At 52.5% G+C, this 17,440-nt stretch carries 14 protein-coding genes; 10 read left to right on the top strand and 4 right to left on the bottom strand.

The window, feature by feature from the left end; translation table 11 throughout:
* The first annotated feature begins 20 nt into the window (after positions 1–20).
* From HZ297_RS00875 to HZ297_RS00865, 3 genes are all read left to right on the top strand, one after another.
* Entirely contained in the window at positions 21–1,151 is a 1,131-nt protein-coding gene (locus tag HZ297_RS00875) for an outer membrane protein assembly factor BamC (RefSeq protein WP_178860993.1), read from the top strand.
* Positions 1,152–1,210: 59 nt separating this feature from the next.
* Complete coding sequence (gene purL, locus HZ297_RS00870; RefSeq protein WP_178860991.1) at positions 1,211–5,080, top strand: phosphoribosylformylglycinamidine synthase; 3,870 nt, start codon at positions 1,211–1,213, stop codon at positions 5,078–5,080.
* A 173-nt stretch (positions 5,081–5,253) separates the two neighbouring features.
* On the top strand, positions 5,254–7,167 hold the full coding sequence (locus HZ297_RS00865; RefSeq protein ID WP_178860989.1) for a 5'-nucleotidase C-terminal domain-containing protein: 1,914 nt from the start codon (positions 5,254–5,256) through the stop codon (positions 7,165–7,167).
* Positions 7,168–7,258: 91 nt separating this feature from the next.
* Here the strand turns inward: HZ297_RS00865 and HZ297_RS00860 are convergent, their stop codons facing one another.
* The 4 genes from HZ297_RS00860 to ettA all read right to left on the bottom strand — a co-directional run bounded on the left by HZ297_RS00860 (position 7,259) and on the right by ettA (position 10,979).
* Entirely contained in the window at positions 7,259–7,711 is a 453-nt protein-coding gene (locus tag HZ297_RS00860) for a GNAT family N-acetyltransferase (protein WP_178860987.1), read from the bottom strand.
* A gap of 141 nt (positions 7,712–7,852) precedes the next feature.
* Complete coding sequence (locus tag HZ297_RS00855) at positions 7,853–8,341, bottom strand: DsrE family protein (protein WP_178860985.1); 489 nt, start codon at positions 8,339–8,341, stop codon at positions 7,853–7,855.
* Between the two features lie 37 nt (positions 8,342–8,378).
* The gene (locus HZ297_RS00850; RefSeq protein WP_178860983.1) at positions 8,379–9,287 is read right to left on the bottom strand and encodes a sensor domain-containing diguanylate cyclase; all 909 of its coding nucleotides are present in this window, start codon (positions 9,285–9,287) and stop codon (positions 8,379–8,381) included.
* Positions 9,288–9,308: 21 nt separating this feature from the next.
* Positions 9,309–10,979 carry an energy-dependent translational throttle protein EttA gene (gene ettA, locus HZ297_RS00845; protein ID WP_178860981.1) on the bottom strand — a complete coding sequence of 557 codons (1,671 nt, stop codon included), beginning with the start codon at positions 10,977–10,979 and terminating at the stop codon, positions 9,309–9,311.
* A gap of 243 nt (positions 10,980–11,222) precedes the next feature.
* Here ettA and glyA point away from each other — a divergent pair, with 243 nt between their 5' ends.
* The 7 genes from glyA to nusB all read left to right on the top strand — a co-directional run bounded on the left by glyA (position 11,223) and on the right by nusB (position 17,385).
* Positions 11,223–12,494 carry a serine hydroxymethyltransferase gene (gene glyA, locus HZ297_RS00840; RefSeq protein WP_178860979.1) on the top strand — a complete coding sequence of 424 codons (1,272 nt, stop codon included), beginning with the start codon at positions 11,223–11,225 and terminating at the stop codon, positions 12,492–12,494.
* Positions 12,495–12,665: 171 nt separating this feature from the next.
* Positions 12,666–13,184 (top strand): transcriptional regulator NrdR, encoded by a 519-nt coding sequence (nrdR, locus tag HZ297_RS00835; RefSeq protein WP_178860977.1) that lies wholly within the window; start codon positions 12,666–12,668, stop codon positions 13,182–13,184.
* A 24-nt stretch (positions 13,185–13,208) separates the two neighbouring features.
* Positions 13,209–14,360: a bifunctional diaminohydroxyphosphoribosylaminopyrimidine deaminase/5-amino-6-(5-phosphoribosylamino)uracil reductase RibD gene (gene ribD, locus HZ297_RS00830; RefSeq protein ID WP_178860975.1), complete on the top strand. Its 1,152-nt coding sequence runs from the start codon at positions 13,209–13,211 to the stop codon at positions 14,358–14,360.
* Between the two features lie 94 nt (positions 14,361–14,454).
* On the top strand, positions 14,455–15,105 hold the full coding sequence (locus HZ297_RS00825; protein WP_178860973.1) for a riboflavin synthase: 651 nt from the start codon (positions 14,455–14,457) through the stop codon (positions 15,103–15,105).
* A 61-nt stretch (positions 15,106–15,166) separates the two neighbouring features.
* Positions 15,167–16,282 carry a bifunctional 3,4-dihydroxy-2-butanone-4-phosphate synthase/GTP cyclohydrolase II gene (gene ribBA / locus HZ297_RS00820; RefSeq protein WP_178860972.1) on the top strand — a complete coding sequence of 372 codons (1,116 nt, stop codon included), beginning with the start codon at positions 15,167–15,169 and terminating at the stop codon, positions 16,280–16,282.
* Between the two features lie 142 nt (positions 16,283–16,424).
* Positions 16,425–16,886, top strand: a complete 462-nt coding sequence (gene ribH, locus HZ297_RS00815) for a 6,7-dimethyl-8-ribityllumazine synthase (protein WP_178860970.1) — start codon at positions 16,425–16,427, stop codon at positions 16,884–16,886.
* Between the two features lie 10 nt (positions 16,887–16,896).
* Positions 16,897–17,385, top strand: coding sequence for a transcription antitermination factor NusB (nusB, locus tag HZ297_RS00810; protein WP_178860968.1), 489 nt, complete (start codon positions 16,897–16,899; stop codon positions 17,383–17,385).
* Positions 17,386–17,440 lie beyond the last annotated feature (55 nt).

Raw genomic sequence — 17,440 nt, 5'->3', positions numbered from 1 at the left:
TCAAGAGACATACCGCACGCATGAAATCAACCACAAAGTTGCTACCAATCGTTCTGACTGTTTCACTGGCCGGTTCTATGACGGGCTTAAGCGGTTGTTCTACCGTTTCCAATCTGTTAGGTTCGGATGAGCCGAATTATCGCGAAAACAACAAAGAGTTGGCGCGTAACCTCGAAATGCCGCCTAACCTGTTCCATCCTTCCAAAAAACAGGAGCAGATGGAGATTGTGTTCCAGCAGTCGCAAGCTCAGGTTAAGCAGAACGATTACATTCCTACCTATAAAGCGGATGGTGTGGCTATCCAGTCCAATCTGTCCGAGCGTTGGCTGGAAGTGGATACGGTTAATAGCGAGCATGTGTGGCAGAGCATCAAGCGCTTCCTGAATACGCTGGGAATGGAAGTGGAGGAAGAGCGCAAGGATATCGGTATTATCAAATCCAAGTTCACCAAACGTACGACATTGGTGCCGCTGGATGATGTCGGCTTCCTGACCAAGCTGCTCAATAGCTGGCGTCCTGAAATCGCCGACGGTGTTTATGACCGTTTGGTGGCACGCATTGAAACCGACATGAATAGCCATAAAACGCGCGTCTATTTCCATCACCATATGCTGTTCTCACCGGATAGCAATCTTGGTGTCGGAGGAGAAGAACAGTGGCGTATCAAGCCATATAACCCTCTGTTTGAAGCCGAAGCCCTGTACCAGGCGATGATTTTCTTCGGCTCCACGTCGGATGTGGCGTTGGCGCAGTTGAAAGTGACCGGCAAGATGACCGAGGAGTTCAACGGACAGCAGGAGTTGGCCGGGCTGGTATTGCACGCCAATATGGACCAGAGCTGGAGTTATTTGCAAGCCATGATCTATCGTGCCGATTGGCAGGTGGATGAGTCAGACAAGGTCAAGCGTCAGTTAATGGTGAAAGTGCCGGACGAAGCGCGCAAAGACGATTCGTTCTTGGGCAAGCTGGCCTTCTGGAAAGATGATGCCGACAAGGTGCAGTTGCCGAAAGTGGTGGTATTGCAGCTGGAAGCGGATGAGAAAGATGCAGCCAAAACCTATTTGACGGCCAAGGCGCTGGAAGACGATGTGCCGCTTAATGAAGAGAAACGCAAATACTTGTTCAAGCGTTTAGGTTTATTGGGTCAGTAACCGATTTTAGTTTTTTGCCCTCGAGATTCGGGGGTTTTTGTTTTTTGAAGGACAGTTCTATGCAGATTATTTGGGGTAAACCGGCGCATTCGCACTATCGCTTAAATCAGTTGTTGACTAAGCTTAAGGCGTTGGGGTCAATCGAAGCGATTCGTTCGCAATATGTCTATTTTGTCGAATTGAATGGTGAGTTAAGCGCGAATGATATCGCCCATTTAAAAACCTTGTTGAACAATACGCAAGATAACCTGGATGCGACCTTGGATGCGCAAAGCTGCGTGGTCACGCCGCGTTTGGGTACCATTTCTCCATGGTCTTCGAAGGCAACGGATATTACCCACACCTGCGGTATTGATGCGGTTAAACGCATTGAGCGCGGTATCGTTTACTTTATGAAAGGTGTTGCAGCAGCCGATATGCAGGTAATGCAAGCGGCGTTGCATGACCGTATGATGGAGCAGGTACACACCTCTTTTGCCGGTCTGGAAAACCTGTTCTCGCATCAAACGCCGAAGCCGATGACGACGGTGGATGTATTGAGCGGCGGTCGTGAAGCCTTGGTTCAAGCCAACCGTCAAATGGGATTGGCGTTGAGCGAGGATGAAATCGATTATCTGGTGGATGCCTTTAACGGTTTGCAGCGTAACCCGGTAGACGCTGAGCTGATGATGTTTGCGCAGGCCAACTCCGAGCACTGCCGTCATAAAATCTTTAATGCTGATTGGACTATCGACGGTCAAGACAAGCCAAATTCATTGTTTGGTATGATCCGTAATACCTATCAAAAGAGTCCGGCTGGCGTACTGTCCGCTTACAGTGATAACGCGGCGGTATTGGAAGGGCCACAAGCGACGCGCTTCTTCCCGAATCCGGAAACACGTAAATACGAGTTTTCGGAAGAGCCGGTGCATTTCCAAATCAAGGTGGAAACCCATAACCACCCGACGGCCATCTCTCCTTGGCCGGGTGCGGCAACCGGTTCAGGCGGTGAAATCCGTGACGAAGGCGCGACCGGCCGTGGTTCCAAGCCTAAAGCCGGCCTGACTGGTTTTACGGTATCTAACCTGAATATTCCGGGTTTCAAACAGCCTTGGGAGCGTGAATACGGCAAGCCCGGGCGTATTGTCACGCCTTTTGAGATTATGATCGAAGGGCCGCTGGGTGCGGCCGGCTTCAACAACGAGTTCGGGCGTCCGGCCATTAACGGCTATTTCCGTACCTATGAAAATCCGCTGATGACGCACAACGGTGAAGAGATGCGCGGTTATCACAAGCCGATTATGTTGGCCGGCGGTTTGGGTAATATCCGTGATATGCATATCAAAAAAGGCGATATTCCGGTCGGTGCCAAGCTGGTTATTCTGGGTGGCCCGGCGATGTTGATCGGCCTGGGTGGCGGTGCGGCGTCTTCGGTGGATAGCGGTTCCGGTTCCGAGGCATTGGATTTTGCATCAGTGCAGCGTGAAAACCCGGAGATGGAGCGTCGTGCACAAGAGGTAATTGACCGTTGTACTTATTTAGGAAAAGACACGCCAATCGCGTCGATTCATGACGTGGGCGCAGGCGGTATTTCCAACGCCTTCCCTGAGTTGGTAAACGATGCCGGTAAAGGCGGGCGTATCGATTTGCGCAAAGTGCCGAATGACGAACCGGGCATGTCGCCGATGGAAATCTGGAGTAATGAATCGCAAGAACGCTATGTTATCGCGGTCTATCCGGACAAGATCGATCAGTTTATCGAAATCTGTAAACGTGAACGCTGCATTTACGCGGTGGTGGGTGAGGCGACAGCCGAACAGCAATTGGTCGTGAACGATACGGTGTTTGACAACAATCCGGTGGATATGCCGTTGAATGTCTTGTTGGGCAAGCCGCCTAAGATGCATCGCAAGGTCGAATCGCGCCTGATTCCTCAGCCCGGTTTTGAAACGGCGGTGATTGACTTGGAAGAGGCGACTGAGCGTCTGTTGAAGTTGCCGACGATCGCCGACAAGTCTTTCTTGATTACTATCGGTGACCGTACCATCACCGGTATGGTGACGCGTGACCAAATGGTCGGACCTTGGCAGGTGCCGGTGGCCAACGCGGGTATTACCTGTTCTGATTACACTGTTTATACGGGTGAAGCGATGGCCTCGGGCGAGCGCCCACCAGTCGCGCTGATTAACCCGAAGGCTTCGGCGCGTTTGGCGATTGCCGAAGCGATTACCAATATCGCCTGTACTAAAATCGCCAAAATGAGCGACATTAAATTGTCCGCCAACTGGATGGCCGCGGCCGGGCATCCGGGCGAGGATTCCGCTTTGTATGACGCCGTTGAAACCGTCGGGTTGGAATTGTGTCCTGCATTGGGTATCGCCGTGCCGGTTGGTAAAGACTCCATGTCGATGAAAACCGTCTGGAAAGACGGCGATCAGGACAAAGCGGTGATTTCACCGGTTTCGTTGAACATCACCGCCTTTGCGCCGGTTGAAGATGTGCGCAAAACCGTCACACCGCAGTTGCGTACCGATCTGGGTGACACGGAATTATTGGTGATTGATTTGGGTCGCGGCCAAAACCGCATCGGTGCGAGTTGTTTGGCACAGGTTTATAACCAAATTGGCGACATTGCTGCCGATCTGGATTCAGCGGATGACCTGATTAATCTGTTCAACGCCACGCAAGCCATGTTGGCCGAAGACTTGATGGTGGCATATCACGACCGCGCCGACGGCGGTTTGCTGGTGACGCTGGCAGAGATGGCCTTTGCCGGCCACTGCGGTTTGAATGTGGATGTGTCTGCATTGGGTAATGAGCCGGTTGCGGCGTTGTGTGCCGAAGAGTTGGGTGTGGTTGTGCAGGTTAAGTCTGCTGATAAGGCACGTGTTGCCGATATTCTTGCCGCCCACGGTTTGGGTGCAATGACGCACTGGATCGGTTCGCCTGTGCAGGATGATCAGATTGTTATCAATGCACATGGTAAGGCGGTACTGAGCAAACCGCGTAAAACGTTGCAGAAGTGGTGGTCAGAAACCTCTTACCGTATGCAAGCGCTGCGTGACAATGCCGATTGCGCCAAGCAGGCGTTCGATGCGATCGACAATGATGCCAATACCGAATTGTCAGTGAAATTGACCTTTGATATTAATGAGGACATCACCGCCGAGTTTGCCGGCAAGTCGCGTCCCAAGGTGGCGATTTTGCGTGAGCAAGGCGTAAACGGCCAGCAGGAAATGGCGGCGGCCTTCACTAAAGCCGGGTTTGACGCGATTGACGTGCATATGTCGGATGTGCTGTCCGGTGCAGTCAAGTTTGACGACTTCCGCGGTCTGGTCGCTTGCGGCGGCTTCTCTTACGGTGACGTGCTGGGCGCAGGTCGCGGTTGGGCGAACTCGATTCTGTTTAATGAAACGGCGCGTTCCACGTTTGAAGGTTTCTTTAAGCGTGAAGACACCTTTACGTTGGGTGTGTGTAACGGCTGCCAGATGCTTTCCAACCTCAAAGAGATTATTCCGGGTGCGGAAAACTGGCCGGCGTTTGTGCGCAACACCTCAGAGCAATTTGAAGCACGCTTCTCTTTGGTCGAAATTCAAGAATCGCCTTCTATTTTGCTGAAAGGCATGGAAGGTTCGCGTATTCCGGTGGCGGTGGCGCACGGTGAAGGGCGCATGGATTTCGGTGCCGGTAACGCCGCGCAAGTGGACGGATTGGTTGGCGTGCGTTATGTCGATGCCCAGGGTAATCCGACTGAAACCTATCCGTTCAACCCGAACGGCACGGCCAACGGCATGACCGGACTGACCACGCCGGACGGTCGCGTCACCATTATGATGCCGCACCCGGAGCGTGTTTTCCGTACCGTGCAGAACTCATGGCATCCAGATGACTGGATGGAGGATGCGCCTTGGATGCGTCTGTTCCGCAACGCGCGTAAGTGGGTAGGCTAAGCGCTAAATTAATAGGGTTAGCAAAAGTTCTTATACCAGAAACCTTATAGTCAAATAACTTTCGTTTATTTGACTTTGCTCACCCGGGCCAGTAAATTTGTTGGACTTTTTTAAAGGTGGCCTGTTGAGTTTGGCGGGCTACGCATCTTAAAACTAAAACGGAGAGAGACCGAATGTCTTTAAATCGTCGTGAATTTTTACACGTAATGTCTATGGCTGCGGCCGCAGGGATGTTACCAGGTACAGCGAGCGCCATGTCAGGTGGTGCAGACAAGGCAGCGGCTGCTAAAGCATCTGCAGAAATCTACAACCAGCCAATGAAAGGCAAGGTTCGTCTTCTGCACATTACAGATACACACGCGCAATTAAAGCCGATCTATTTCCGTGAACCAAACGTAAACTTGGGCACTGGTCCTGCTTTCGGCAAGCTGCCACACGTTGTAGGGACAAAACTGTTGAAAGAGATCGGTGTTCAAGAAGGTACGCCTCTGGCGCACGCTTTCACTTACATCAACTTCCAGGAAGCTTCTGAAACTTACGGTAAAGTAGGTGGTTTCGCGCACGTTAAAACGTTGCTGGACAAGCTGCGTGAACAAGCGGGCGGCCGTGAAAACACCTTGACTATGGACGGTGGTGACTTGTGGCACGGTTCAGGTACTGCGTTGTGGACACGCGGTGGTGACATGGTTGAAGCGTCTAACCTGTTGGGCGTAGACATCATGACCGGTCACTGGGAATTTACCTACACTGAAGAAGAAGTGTTGCGTAACCTGAACAACTTCAAGGGTGAATTCCTGGCTCAAAACATCCGTATCAAAGAAGACTCTTTGTTCGGCGACGCATACCGTGAAATGGTAGAACGTCACAACGGTACTGGTTTGTACAGCGAAGACGAAGCGCGTGCATTCAAACCTTACACCATCAAAATCGTAAACGGCGAGCGTATCGCTGTGGTTGGTCAGGCGTTCCCACGTACAGCTAACGCTAACCCACAATCAAACTTCCCAGACTGGTCATTCGGTCTGCGTGAAGACGCATTGCAAGAGTTGGTTGAAGCGATCCGCGAAAAAGAAAAACCAGCGGCCATCGTGATGATCTCTCACAACGGTATGGACGTAGATATCAAGATGGCTTCTCGCGTTTCTGGTATCGATGCGATCTTCGGCGGTCACACGCACGACGGTATTCCTAAGACTATCCCAGTTAAGACACCAGAAGGCGGTGTATGTCACGTAACCAACGCCGGTTCTAACGGTAAGTTCGTGGGCTGTATGGACCTGGACATCGTTAACGGTAAGTTGAAAGGCGTTGACTACAAACTGTTGCCTGTATTCTCTAACATTCTGGATGCAGACAAAGAAGTGACTACTTTCATCGACCACCTGTGGGCGAAGAAGTATGACACCGACATCATCGAATCACGTAACCCAGACTACTACCACAGCAAAGAGCGCCTAGGCAAAACTTACGGCGAAATCCTGAGCGAAGAGTTGGCAGTTGCTGAAGATACGCTGTATCGTCGCGGTAACTTCATGGGTACATGGGACCAGATTATCGTAAACTCGCTGCGTGAAGAGCACGATGCGCAAATCGCAATGTCTGCAGGTGTGCGTTGGGGTACGTCTGTATTGGCAGGCGAAACCATCACGATGGAACGCGTCATGGACGAAACGTCTATGACTTACGGTGAGACTTACAAGTCAACTGTGACCGGTGCGCAGATGAAAGATATCCTGGAAGGTATCTGTGAGAACCTGTTCCAAAAAGACCCATACCTGCAATCAGGTGGTGACATGGTGCGTCTAGGTGGTATGGACTACACTTGTGAGCCAAATGCAGAATTCGGTAAGCGTATTACTGACATGCGTTTGGACGACGGCACTCCGCTTGAAGCTAACAAAACTTACACTGTTGCCGGTTGGGCGCAGGTTGAGTCAGTGGGTTCTGGCCGCTTGATGTGGGACGTTGCTGCTGACTACCTACGTCGTCACAAAGGTGACATGAAGCTGAAGAAAGTTAACCACCCAGTTCTTAAAGGTGTTAAGGACAACCCAGGTATCGAAAACTACCCAGGTAAATTGGCTTAATTTTCTAGCTAAGCTTGATACAAAGAACCCGGCCCAGATTTATCTGCGCCGGGTTTTTTTGTTTATTGGGGGATGAATAATGTTGTCGGAATTACCCTAATAATAAGCGCATGGGAACCATTGTTGATTTGGTAAATCCATGCGAGCTATAGAACTGCTGTCCAATTTCATTGGTTAAGTCCGTTAACAGTGTTATTCTTTTAAATCCTTCCCTATTTGCGAATGCAATGGCTTCAGCCAATAGTTTCGACCCAATGCCTTGAGACCGGTATTGCTCTGAAATAATCATATCCTCAAGCAAAATCACCTTCCCGCCCAAAGCGGTAGAAACCGTGAAGAGTAAGTTGACCATTCCAATCGTTTGACCGTTGTGCTTCGCAGTCAGGATTACCCCGGATTGAGGGTTGTTGATGATCATGCGGAGACTTTGTTCCTGTGCTGTTATATCAGGCGTGAACTCTGCTTCTTTTGAGAATAGTTGAAAGAGTAGCGATGTAAGAGATGGAATGTCGGAAATAATCGCTTTTTCGATATGTACGAGCATTTTTTAACCGTTATTTAAAAATATACGAAGTGTATTTACTCTAATCGAAATAAATTGGAATGTAAAAACTGAACAGGCCGGGTAGAAGAGATTTCTACCCGGCCTGTTCAGTTTTGTTGGACGAATTTTTGGGAAGTCTTATTATTGGATTTTCAGGTAAGCATAGCCCTGGCTTTGCAGCATGGCGATCTTGGCAACGCCGGAGGGAGCAAAATCGATCCCTTTGTAGACCTTGTCACGTGGCAGACCGACTTCGTCACGCGTCTTGTCGCACAGATGCACTTTCACACCGCGTACCGTCATCAGCGCATTCAGGCGGCCTTTGAGTTCTTCACGACGCTTCAGCAGCTCTTCATCCGCTTTGTAAGGGGTGTTGTCCAGATTGTCGTCGGTAGTAAAGCGCAAGCCGTAACCTACAAACACCAGATGCACCTCCGGTTCCATCAATTCCGTTTCATAGAAGTTAAGAATGTTGTTGATGGAGGTCAGAGTGGCGGAGTAACGTGTGGTGTCTTGAAAATCCACGTGGTAAACCACCTTGGCACCGTCATCGGCAGCTTGGGTATTTAAACCTAAAAAAGCGACGGCCAATACCAAACCCTGGGTAAAACGTTTAAACAAGTTTTTCATAACCACTCCTTGGTTGTGTGCGGTTGGTTGTTTGCGTTTATTGAATTTTGGTGATTTCACGCGACTTGGTCAGCGATTGAATCGCCTCATTGACGCGTTTGAAAAGCACCTGACTGTCTTCATCCGGCTGACGCAGTTCGGTCACGCCCGCTTTACTCGTCAGGCAGGTCACCACGCCTTCTTCGAGTTTGATGTTCTGCGAAGAGATGGTTTCCTGCGCCAGTTTTGCGATACGGAAGGCATCCACGGCTTTAACTTGCGGTAGCACCACCATAAACTGGTCGCAACTTAAACGTCCCACATAACCTAGCTCCTTGACCACGTTCTTAATGGCATGAGCCGCCGTCAGAATCGCCTTGTCGCCCATCTCGTGGCCGTAGCCGTCGGTAATGCGCTTAAAGCAGTCCAGATCGATCTTGATCATCGACAACGCCTGTTTGTTGAGTTTGGCTTTATTGAGCTCTTCATCGACAATGCCGAGGAAGAAATCGCGGTTGTAGAGATTGGTCAGCGGGTCGGTGGAAGAGAGGTGTTCGATCTGTTCTTCCATGTGTTTGCGGCTGGTGATATTGATCGCCAGCCAGATGACCGCCGGCTGGCCGTAGGCATCGGAATCAATCGGATAAACCCGCGCCTCATACCACTGGCCGCCCTGCGGGCCTTCGGACACGCCGTTGACGTCGCTGTTGGCCAGCTGGTACTCGATCTCCTGCAAATGCCCGGTTTGGATGGCTTTTTGCACGACCTTGAGGAAGCGTTCGGCCATCTTTTCAGGCAGAACGTCGCGGTAGGTCTTGCCGATCAGGCTGCTGCCGTCGGCATAGAGCGTGCGCTCCTGGCCGCCGACAATATCCAGATAAGTGCCATCCTGACCCATAATAAAAATCGGGTCGGGCATGGCGTTGGCAATGGCAATCAGATGCGAGTTGAGGTTTTCTTGATTCATGCCGGCGTCCTTTCGTTGAGATTAGTTTTTACTGATCGGCTTGTACTTGATGCGGTGCGGTTGCGCGGCATCGGCGCCTTTACGGCGTTTCAGGTCGGCCTCGTAGTCGGAGAAGTTACCCTCAAACCATTCCACGTGCGAATCGCCTTCAAACGCCAGGATGTGTGTGGCGATACGGTCCAGGAACCAGCGGTCGTGCGAGATGACCACGGCACAGCCGGCAAATTCCAGCAGCGCCTCTTCCAAAGCACGCAGGGTTTCCACGTCCAAGTCGTTGGTCGGTTCGTCGAGCAGCAATACGTTGCCGCCGCTGCGCAGGGTTTTGGCTAGGTGGACGCGGTTGCGCTCGCCGCCCGAAAGCTGGCCGATTTTCTTCTGCTGATCGCCGCCGCGGAAATTGAAGCGGCTGCAGTAGGCGCGGGAGTTGAACTCCATATTGCCGACCATAAAGATATCGTCGCCGCCGGAAATTTCCTGCCAGACGGTATTGTTGTCATTCAATGCATCACGGCTCTGATCCACGTAGGAAAGTTGCACTGTTTCACCGAATTCGATAGAGCCGGTGTCGGGTTTTTCCTGGCCGGTCAGCATGCGGAACAGGGTCGATTTACCGGCGCCGTTGGCACCGATAATCCCGACAATGCCACCTTGCGGCAGGCGGAAATTCAAGTCGTCGATCAACAGGCGGTCGCCGAAACCTTTGGTGATGTGGTTGACTTCGATGACTTTCTCACCCAGACGTTCCGCGACCGGAATGTAGATTTCGTTGGTTTCGTTACGCTTCTGGTGCTCCACGCTGCTCAACTCGTCAAAACGGGCCAAGCGGGCTTTGGATTTGGCGTGACGGCCTTTCGGATTGGCGCGTACCCATTCCAACTCGCTCTTCATGGTCTTGATGCGGGCGGCTTCGGTTTTGGCTTCCTGTTCCAGACGCTTCTCTTTCTGTTCCAGCCAAGAAGAGTAGTTGCCCTGGTAAGGGATGCCTTCGCCACGGTCCAGCTCCAGAATCCATTCGGCGGCGTTGTCGAGGAAGTAACGGTCGTGGGTGATCGCCACAACGGTACCCGGGAAGTCGCACAGGAAACGTTCCAGCCAGGCGATCGATTCGGCGTCCAAGTGGTTGGTCGGTTCGTCCAGCAGCAGCATGTCCGGTTTTTCCAGCAACAGTTTACACAAAGCGACACGGCGGCGTTCACCGCCCGACAGTTTGGAGACGTCGGCATCCCAAGGCGGCAGGCGAAGAGCGTCGGCGGCGATGTCCAGATTGCGGTCGAGATTGTGGCCGTCTTTGGCCTGAATCAAATCTTCGATTTCGCCCTGTTTTTTCGCCAGCGCGTCAAAGTCGGCGTCGGGTTCGGCATAGGCGGCATACACGGCATCCAAATCCGCCAAAGCTTGTTTGACGTCGGCCACGGCTTCTTCGATATTGCCGCGTACATCTTTGGTTTCATCCAGTTGCGGCTCTTGCGGTAGGTAACCGATTTTAATGCCCGGTTGTGGACGCGCTTCACCGATGATATCGGTGTCGATGCCGGCCATGATTTTCAACAGGGTGGATTTACCTGAGCCGTTAAGACCTAATACGCCGATTTTGGCGCCCGGGAAGAAAGAGAGGGAGATGTCTTTAAGAATGTGACGGTTAGGCGGAACCACTTTACCGACGCGGTTCATGGTATAGACAAATTGTGCCATAGTGACTTGTATTTCCTGTTGTGAACGGGCTAAAACCGCTTGATTTCAGCGCAATTAAACGTGAATAAAAACGTTAATAAAAAGTTAAGCAACTTTACCGAAAAAACGCGCGTTTATAAAGTGGAACGACCCAATTCGCAAACAAGAATTGCAAATATCCTCATTATCGTGGTTATTTGTTTTGAAAAACTGTAAAATCCCATACTTTGAAAATCTTAAAACTTGAGACGGAGAATCCTTGTCATGTTCACAAAATCTATGACTATTGCCGGTTATGATGATCTGATTGCCAATGCGATTAAAAACGAAGAGAAGCGCCAGGAGTCGCATATCGAGTTGATCGCTTCAGAAAACTACACTAGCCCTCGCGTAATGGAAGCACAAGGTTCATGCTTCACCAACAAATATGCGGAAGGCTATCCAGGCAAGCGTTATTACGGTGGTTGTGAATTTGCGGACATCGTTGAACAGGCTGCAATTGACCGCGCCAAAGAGTTGTTTGGTGCCGATTACGCTAACGTTCAGCCGCACTCTGGTTCTCAGGCTAACGCGGCGGTCTATATGGCGCTGTTGCAACCGGGCGATACCGTTTTGGGGATGAGTCTGGCGCACGGCGGTCACTTGACGCACGGTTCTTCAGTGAGCTTCTCAGGTAAAATCTACCATGCGGTGCAGTACGGTATTGATCCGGTGACGGGCAAAATCAACTACGACGAAGTGCAGGCATTGGCCAACGAGCACAAGCCAAAGATGATCATCGCCGGTTTCTCTGCTTATTCTCAGGTGATCGACTGGGCTAAATTCCGCGAAATCGCCGACTCTGTTGGCGCTTACCTGTTTGTGGATATGGCGCACGTAGCCGGTCTGGTGGCGGGTGGTTTGTATCCTAACCCGGTTCCGCACGCGCATGTTGTGACCACTACAACGCACAAGACATTGCGTGGTCCTCGCGGTGGTCTGATTTTGGCCAAGTCTAATCCGGATTTGGAAAAGAAATTGAACTCGGCAATCTTCCCGGGCGGTCAGGGTGGTCCTTTGGTTCACGTCATGGCGGCAAAAGCGGTGGCGTTCAAAGAGTGTTTGGAGCCAGAGTGGAAAACTTACTGCGAAAACGTTGTCAAGAACGCCAAGGCGATGGCCAAGGTGTTTATGGAACGCGGCTGTGACGTGGTTTCCGGCGGTACTGAAAACCACCTGTTCCTGGTGAGCCTGATCAAAAAAGGTCTAACCGGTAAGTTGGTCGACGCCGCATTGGATGCCGCGCACATCACCATCAACAAAAACTCGGTACCGAACGATCCGATGTCGCCATTCGTCACGTCCGGTATCCGTGTCGGTACGCCTGCCGCGACAACCCGCGGTTTTAACGAGGAAGACTGTATCAACCTGGCGAGCTGGATGTGTGACGTCATTGACGCGTGCGACCAGGCTAACGAAAGCTGGGATGAAGCGGTAATTGCGCAAGTGCGCGAGAAGGTTTCTGCGCTGTGTGCGGCCAAGCCGGTTTACAAATAAGTTTTGCAAGCGCGTTTGCAAAGCGCGTATTGGGGCGTTAACGCCACGGCTAAAAAACCACCAGGCGGTGGTTTTTTAGTATTTACGGTTTGGTCTTTTCTGTTTTTATCCGTCCGTTTATCCCTTAAGATAACACGTGTTGAATGCCGTTAATATTGGAGTGCAAGGTTTATGCATTGTCCGTTTTGTAATGCACCCGAAACAAAAGTCGTCGATTCCCGTCTGGCCAATGAAGGCGCGCAGGTGCGTCGCCGCCGTGAATGCCTGCAATGCGGCGAACGTTTTACCACCTATGAAACGGCCGAGCTGTCGCTACCGCGCGTCGTCAAAAGCGACGGCAATCGCGAGCGCTTTGACGAAGACAAAATTCGCCGCGGTTTGATCAAGGCGCTGGAAAAGCGCCCGGTCAAGAGCGAGGCGATTGAGCAGGTCATTACGCAGATCATCAAACGCCTGATGTCCGAAGGGGTGCGTGAAATTCCGTCGTCGCAACTGGGCGAATGGCTGATGGATGCCTTGCGCGAACTGGATCAGGTGGCCTATGTGCGTTTTGCGTCGGTTTATCGTTCGTTCCAGGACGTTAACGCGTTCCGCGAGGAGGTCGAGAAACTGGTGCAGGCGACGACCGCCAAAACCGATAGTAAGGGCGAAGCCAAGAATGAATCGAGAGCGCTTGAATCAGAGCATTGAGCCGCTTGTCAGCAGGGAGTTGCGATGCAAATAGGTCATTTTTCTGCCGCAGACGAGCACTATATGCAGCTGGCGCTGCAGCTCGCGCAAAACGGGCGCTATTCCACCAAACCCAATCCGGCGGTGGGGTGCGTGCTGGTCAAAGACGGCCAGATCGTTGGCCAGGGTTGGCATCACAAGGCGGGCATGCCGCATGCCGAGCGCGTGGCGCTGGCGGAAGCCGGCAGCCAGGCACAGGGCGCGACGGCCTATGTGACCTTGGAACCCTGTTCGCATCACGGCCGCACGCCGCCGTGTGCGGACGGCCTGGTTGAAGCGCAGGTAACGCGTGTGGTGGTGGCCATGGAGGACCCCAATCCGCTGGTGGCCGGCCAGGGAATTGAACGATTGCAGCAAGCCGGCATTGACGTGGCGGTCGGGCTGTTTGAAAATGAGGCGCGAGCCTTGAACCCGGGATTTATTAAGATGATGGAACAGAAGCGACCTTACGTCAGAGTGAAAATGGCCAGCAGTCTGGACGGACGTACCGCCATGGCCAATGGTGAAAGCCAGTGGATTACCGGTGAAGCGGCGCGTTTGGAGGTTCACCGGATGCGTGCCATGAGCGGCGCGATTGTTACCGGTATCGGCACGGTGCTGGCGGATAACCCGGGGTTGAATGTCCGTCTGCCGGCCGACGTGCTGGCGGAGCTGCAGCTGGACGAAGTGTCGGCACAACCGATTCGCGTGGTGCTGGATCCGCATTTGAGTCTGCCTTTGGATGCCAAGATGCTCGGCTTGCCGGGCAGAACGATTGTGATGACCTCCAAGGAAACCGTGGAGCGCAATGCGGCCTTGGCTGAGACCATGATGGCGCAGGGCATCGAGCTGGTGGCGGTGGCGGCGGATGAAGACCGTTTGGATATCGAAGCGGTGCTGCATTATCTGGGGCAGGAAGAGCAGGTACGCGAAGTCTTGGTGGAGTCCGGCGCGATTGTTGCCGGCGCGTTTATGCAGTCGGGCTTTGTGGATGAGTTGCACTGTTTTATCGCGCCGGTGCTGATGGGCAACATGGCCAAACCGATGTTTGTGTTGCCGGGTGTGGACAGCATGAACGACAAAATTCAGCTGCAGATTGAGTCGGTGACGCCGTTTGGCGAAGATGTTCGCCTGATTTTAAAGCCTAAAAAGGCTTAAGAAACCTTCAGTAGAAAGCTGCAAAATACGGCCGAAAAAACTCAACAGGCCGGGTAGTGGAGCAGCGATATTTAACCGATTTAAAAGGGAAGCCATGTTTACAGGAATTATTCAGGCCGAAGGCGCTGTGCAGAAGATCGAACCGCGTCAGGGTGACTGGCGCGTCACGATTCATACCGGTAAGCTCGATATGACGGATGTGGCCATCGGCGACAGTATCGCCGCCAACGGTATCTGTTTAACGGCGATTGAGTTCGGTAGCGATTTTTATGTGGCGGATGTGTCCGGCGAAACCTTGAGTGTCACCACGGCCGGCGACTGGCAGGTGGGTACGCCGCTGAATCTGGAAAAGGCGCTGCGTTTGCAGGATCGTCTCGGCGGGCATCTGGTCAGCGGTCATGTGGACGGCGTGGGCACGGTTAAAAGCATTCGTCAGGATGCGCGTTCCTGGCGTTACGAAATCGAAGCGCCCATCGGCCTGTGCAAATACATTGCCGCCAAAGGCTCTATTTGCATTAACGGCGTGAGTCTGACGGTGAACGAGGTCAACGGCTGCGTGTTCGGCGTGAACATCGTGCCGCATACCTTGCAGGAAACGACCATCAAGCATTTCAAGGAAGGCAGCAAGCTCAATCTGGAAGTGGACTTGCTGGCACGTTACCTGGAACGTATGCTGTCGGCGCCGCAGGCGGAACAGACTTCCAAAATCACGCCGGAGTTTTTGGCCGAACATGGTTTTAAATAACAGTTTTTAAATCATAGTTTTTAAATAGCAGAACTAAGCAACGGAAACGGATAAATACAGCATGCAACTAAACACCATCGAAGAGCTGATTGAAGATTACAAGCTGGGCAAAATGGTCATCCTCATGGACGACGAGGACCGCGAGAACGAAGGCGACCTGTTGGTGCCGGCACAAACCGTCACGCCGCAGGACATCAATTTTATGGCGCGTTACGGCCGCGGCTTGATCTGCTTGACGATGACGCGCGAACGTTGCAATCAGTTGCATTTGCCGTTGATGGTGCGCGACAACACCGATCCGCACGGCACCAACTTCACCGTATCGATTGAAGCCGCCAAAGGCGTCACCACCGGCATTTCCGCCGCCGACCGCGCCGTGACCGTGCGCACCGCCGTGGCTGAAGGGGCCGGTCCGCAGGATATTGTGACACCCGGGCATATCTTCCCGTTGATGGCGCAACCGGGCGGCGTGCTGACGCGTGCCGGTCACACCGAAGCGGGCTGTGATCTGGCGCGTTTGGCAGGCTTTGAACCGGCCTCGGTGATTGTTGAAATCATGAACGAAGACGGTTCCATGGCGCGCCGCGACGACCTGGAAGCCTATGCCAAAGAGCATAATCTTAAAATCGGTACGATTGCCGACCTGATTCAATACCGCCTGAAACACGAGCAGACCATTGAACGTGTTTCCGAATGCAAACTGCCGACCGAGTACGGCGATTTCCGCCTGATCGGTTATCAGGACATTGTCGAGCACAAAGCGCACTTTGCCTTGGTATACGGCAAGATCGATCCTGAAGAGCCGACCGCGGTGCGTGTGCATATGCTCGATACCCTGTGTGACGCCTTCGGCTCCAAGCGCAGCGAGTGCGGCTGGTCGTTGCAAAAAGCGATGCAGCAGGTGGCGGAAGAAGGCAGCGGTGCGATTGTGGTGTTGCGCAAGCATGAGGATGCCGCCGAGTTGCTGGATAAGATTCAGCAGTTCCAGATGAAGGATATGGGCATCAAGTCGCCCGAACGTCTGGTGGAAGATGACCCTAAAACCTACGGTTTGGGCGCGCAGATCATCGCCGATTTGCAGATCAAGAAGATCAAGGTCATCGGTTCGCCGTGGCGTATGAACGCGTTGAGCGGATTCGGCCTGGAAATCAGCGAGTTCCTGCCGAAAAAAGAGTGATCCGCCGCACTGAGCATGGTCTGCAAAGGCCATAAAAGTATCCCGTGTAGAGGGGTTTTATGGCAAAATACGCGGATTACTTTTTTAAACCTATTTTGAACAGGCCGGGTCAGTCTTCGGCCTCACAGATGAGACTAGCAATATGAACACAATCGTTGGAAACTTGACCGCCGCAGATATGAAAATCGGCTTGGTAGTGGGGCGTTTTAACAGCTTTATCGTCGATCATTTGGTGGAAGGTGCGGTCGATACGATCGTGCGTCACGGTGGCGATGCGGCCAATATCGATCAGGTTTTGGTTCCAGGTGCGTTTGAGATTCCGTTGGCGGTGCAAAAAATGGCGCAATCCGGCAAGTATGATGCGATTGTGGCGTTGGGTGCGGTCATCCGCGGCGGCACGCCGCATTTCGATTACGTAGCCGGCGAATGTGTCAAAGGTTTGGGTCAAGTGCAGTTGAACAGCGGTATTCCGGTCTCATTCGGTGTGTTGACGGTCGATAGCATCGAACAGGCGATTGAGCGTGCCGGTACCAAGGCGGGCAACAAAGGAGTGGAATGCACTCTGGCAGCCATCGAGATGGTTAACGTTCTCAAGCAAATTTAAGAAGTCGCGCATGAAACCAAGTGATAACATTCATCCGGGTCAGGGCGAAGAGATTCCGGAAACTGAAAAAAAAGTCTCATCGCGCACCATGGCGCGTCGTGCGGCATTGCAGGCACTGTACCAGTGGCAGCTGAATGCCGATGAGCCGATGATCATCAGCCGCCAGTTCAGTCAGGACGGTTTTTTGATTGATGCGGATGTGCCGCTGTTTAACGAGTTGTTGACACAGGTGGCGCAACAGGCGGTCGCGTTGGATGAAATCTACGGCGCCATGCTGGACCGTTCGGTGGCGATGATCGACCCGGTGGAAAAAGCGATTATGCGCATGGGCGTGTACGAGTTGCAGGCCAAACCGGAGATTCCGTATAAAGTTATTATCAACGAGTGCGTTGAGCTGGCGAAACGTTTCGGTGCCGAAGACAGCCATAAATACATCAACGGCATTCTGGATAAGGTGGCGCAGAAAATTCGTTCATTGGAAGTCGGCGCGCCGTCTTAATTTTCAAGGTGTGTCGAGCATTCATAAAAAGCCCCGCAGGGTGACTTGCGAGGCT

Source organism: Thiomicrorhabdus cannonii, assembly GCF_013391695.1.
Taxonomy (GTDB): Bacteria; Pseudomonadota; Gammaproteobacteria; order Thiomicrospirales; family Thiomicrospiraceae; genus Thiomicrorhabdus; species Thiomicrorhabdus cannonii.
Note: the sequence above shows the minus strand (reverse complement) of the source record. Positions and strands in the feature narration are given on the sequence as shown.

Bases quoted from the DNA above. Each gene is read 5' to 3' on its own strand.
- HZ297_RS00875 (WP_178860993.1), top strand. From the start codon at position 21: ATGAAATCAACCACAAAGTTGCTACCAATCGTTCTGACTGTTTCACTG.
- purL (WP_178860991.1), top strand. From the start codon at position 1,211: ATGCAGATTATTTGGGGTAAACCGGCGCATTCGCACTATCGCTTAAAT.
- HZ297_RS00865 (WP_178860989.1), top strand. From the start codon at position 5,254: ATGTCTTTAAATCGTCGTGAATTTTTACACGTAATGTCTATGGCTGCG.
- HZ297_RS00860 (WP_178860987.1), bottom strand. From the start codon at position 7,711: ATGCTCGTACATATCGAAAAAGCGATTATTTCCGACATTCCATCTCTT.
- HZ297_RS00855 (WP_178860985.1), bottom strand. From the start codon at position 8,341: ATGAAAAACTTGTTTAAACGTTTTACCCAGGGTTTGGTATTGGCCGTC.
- HZ297_RS00850 (WP_178860983.1), bottom strand. From the start codon at position 9,287: ATGAATCAAGAAAACCTCAACTCGCATCTGATTGCCATTGCCAACGCC.
- ettA (WP_178860981.1), bottom strand. From the start codon at position 10,979: ATGGCACAATTTGTCTATACCATGAACCGCGTCGGTAAAGTGGTTCCG.
- glyA (WP_178860979.1), top strand. From the start codon at position 11,223: ATGTTCACAAAATCTATGACTATTGCCGGTTATGATGATCTGATTGCC.
- nrdR (WP_178860977.1), top strand. From the start codon at position 12,666: ATGCATTGTCCGTTTTGTAATGCACCCGAAACAAAAGTCGTCGATTCC.
- ribD (WP_178860975.1), top strand. From the start codon at position 13,209: ATGCAAATAGGTCATTTTTCTGCCGCAGACGAGCACTATATGCAGCTG.
- HZ297_RS00825 (WP_178860973.1), top strand. From the start codon at position 14,455: ATGTTTACAGGAATTATTCAGGCCGAAGGCGCTGTGCAGAAGATCGAA.
- ribBA (WP_178860972.1), top strand. From the start codon at position 15,167: ATGCAACTAAACACCATCGAAGAGCTGATTGAAGATTACAAGCTGGGC.
- ribH (WP_178860970.1), top strand. From the start codon at position 16,425: ATGAACACAATCGTTGGAAACTTGACCGCCGCAGATATGAAAATCGGC.
- nusB (WP_178860968.1), top strand. From the start codon at position 16,897: ATGAAACCAAGTGATAACATTCATCCGGGTCAGGGCGAAGAGATTCCG.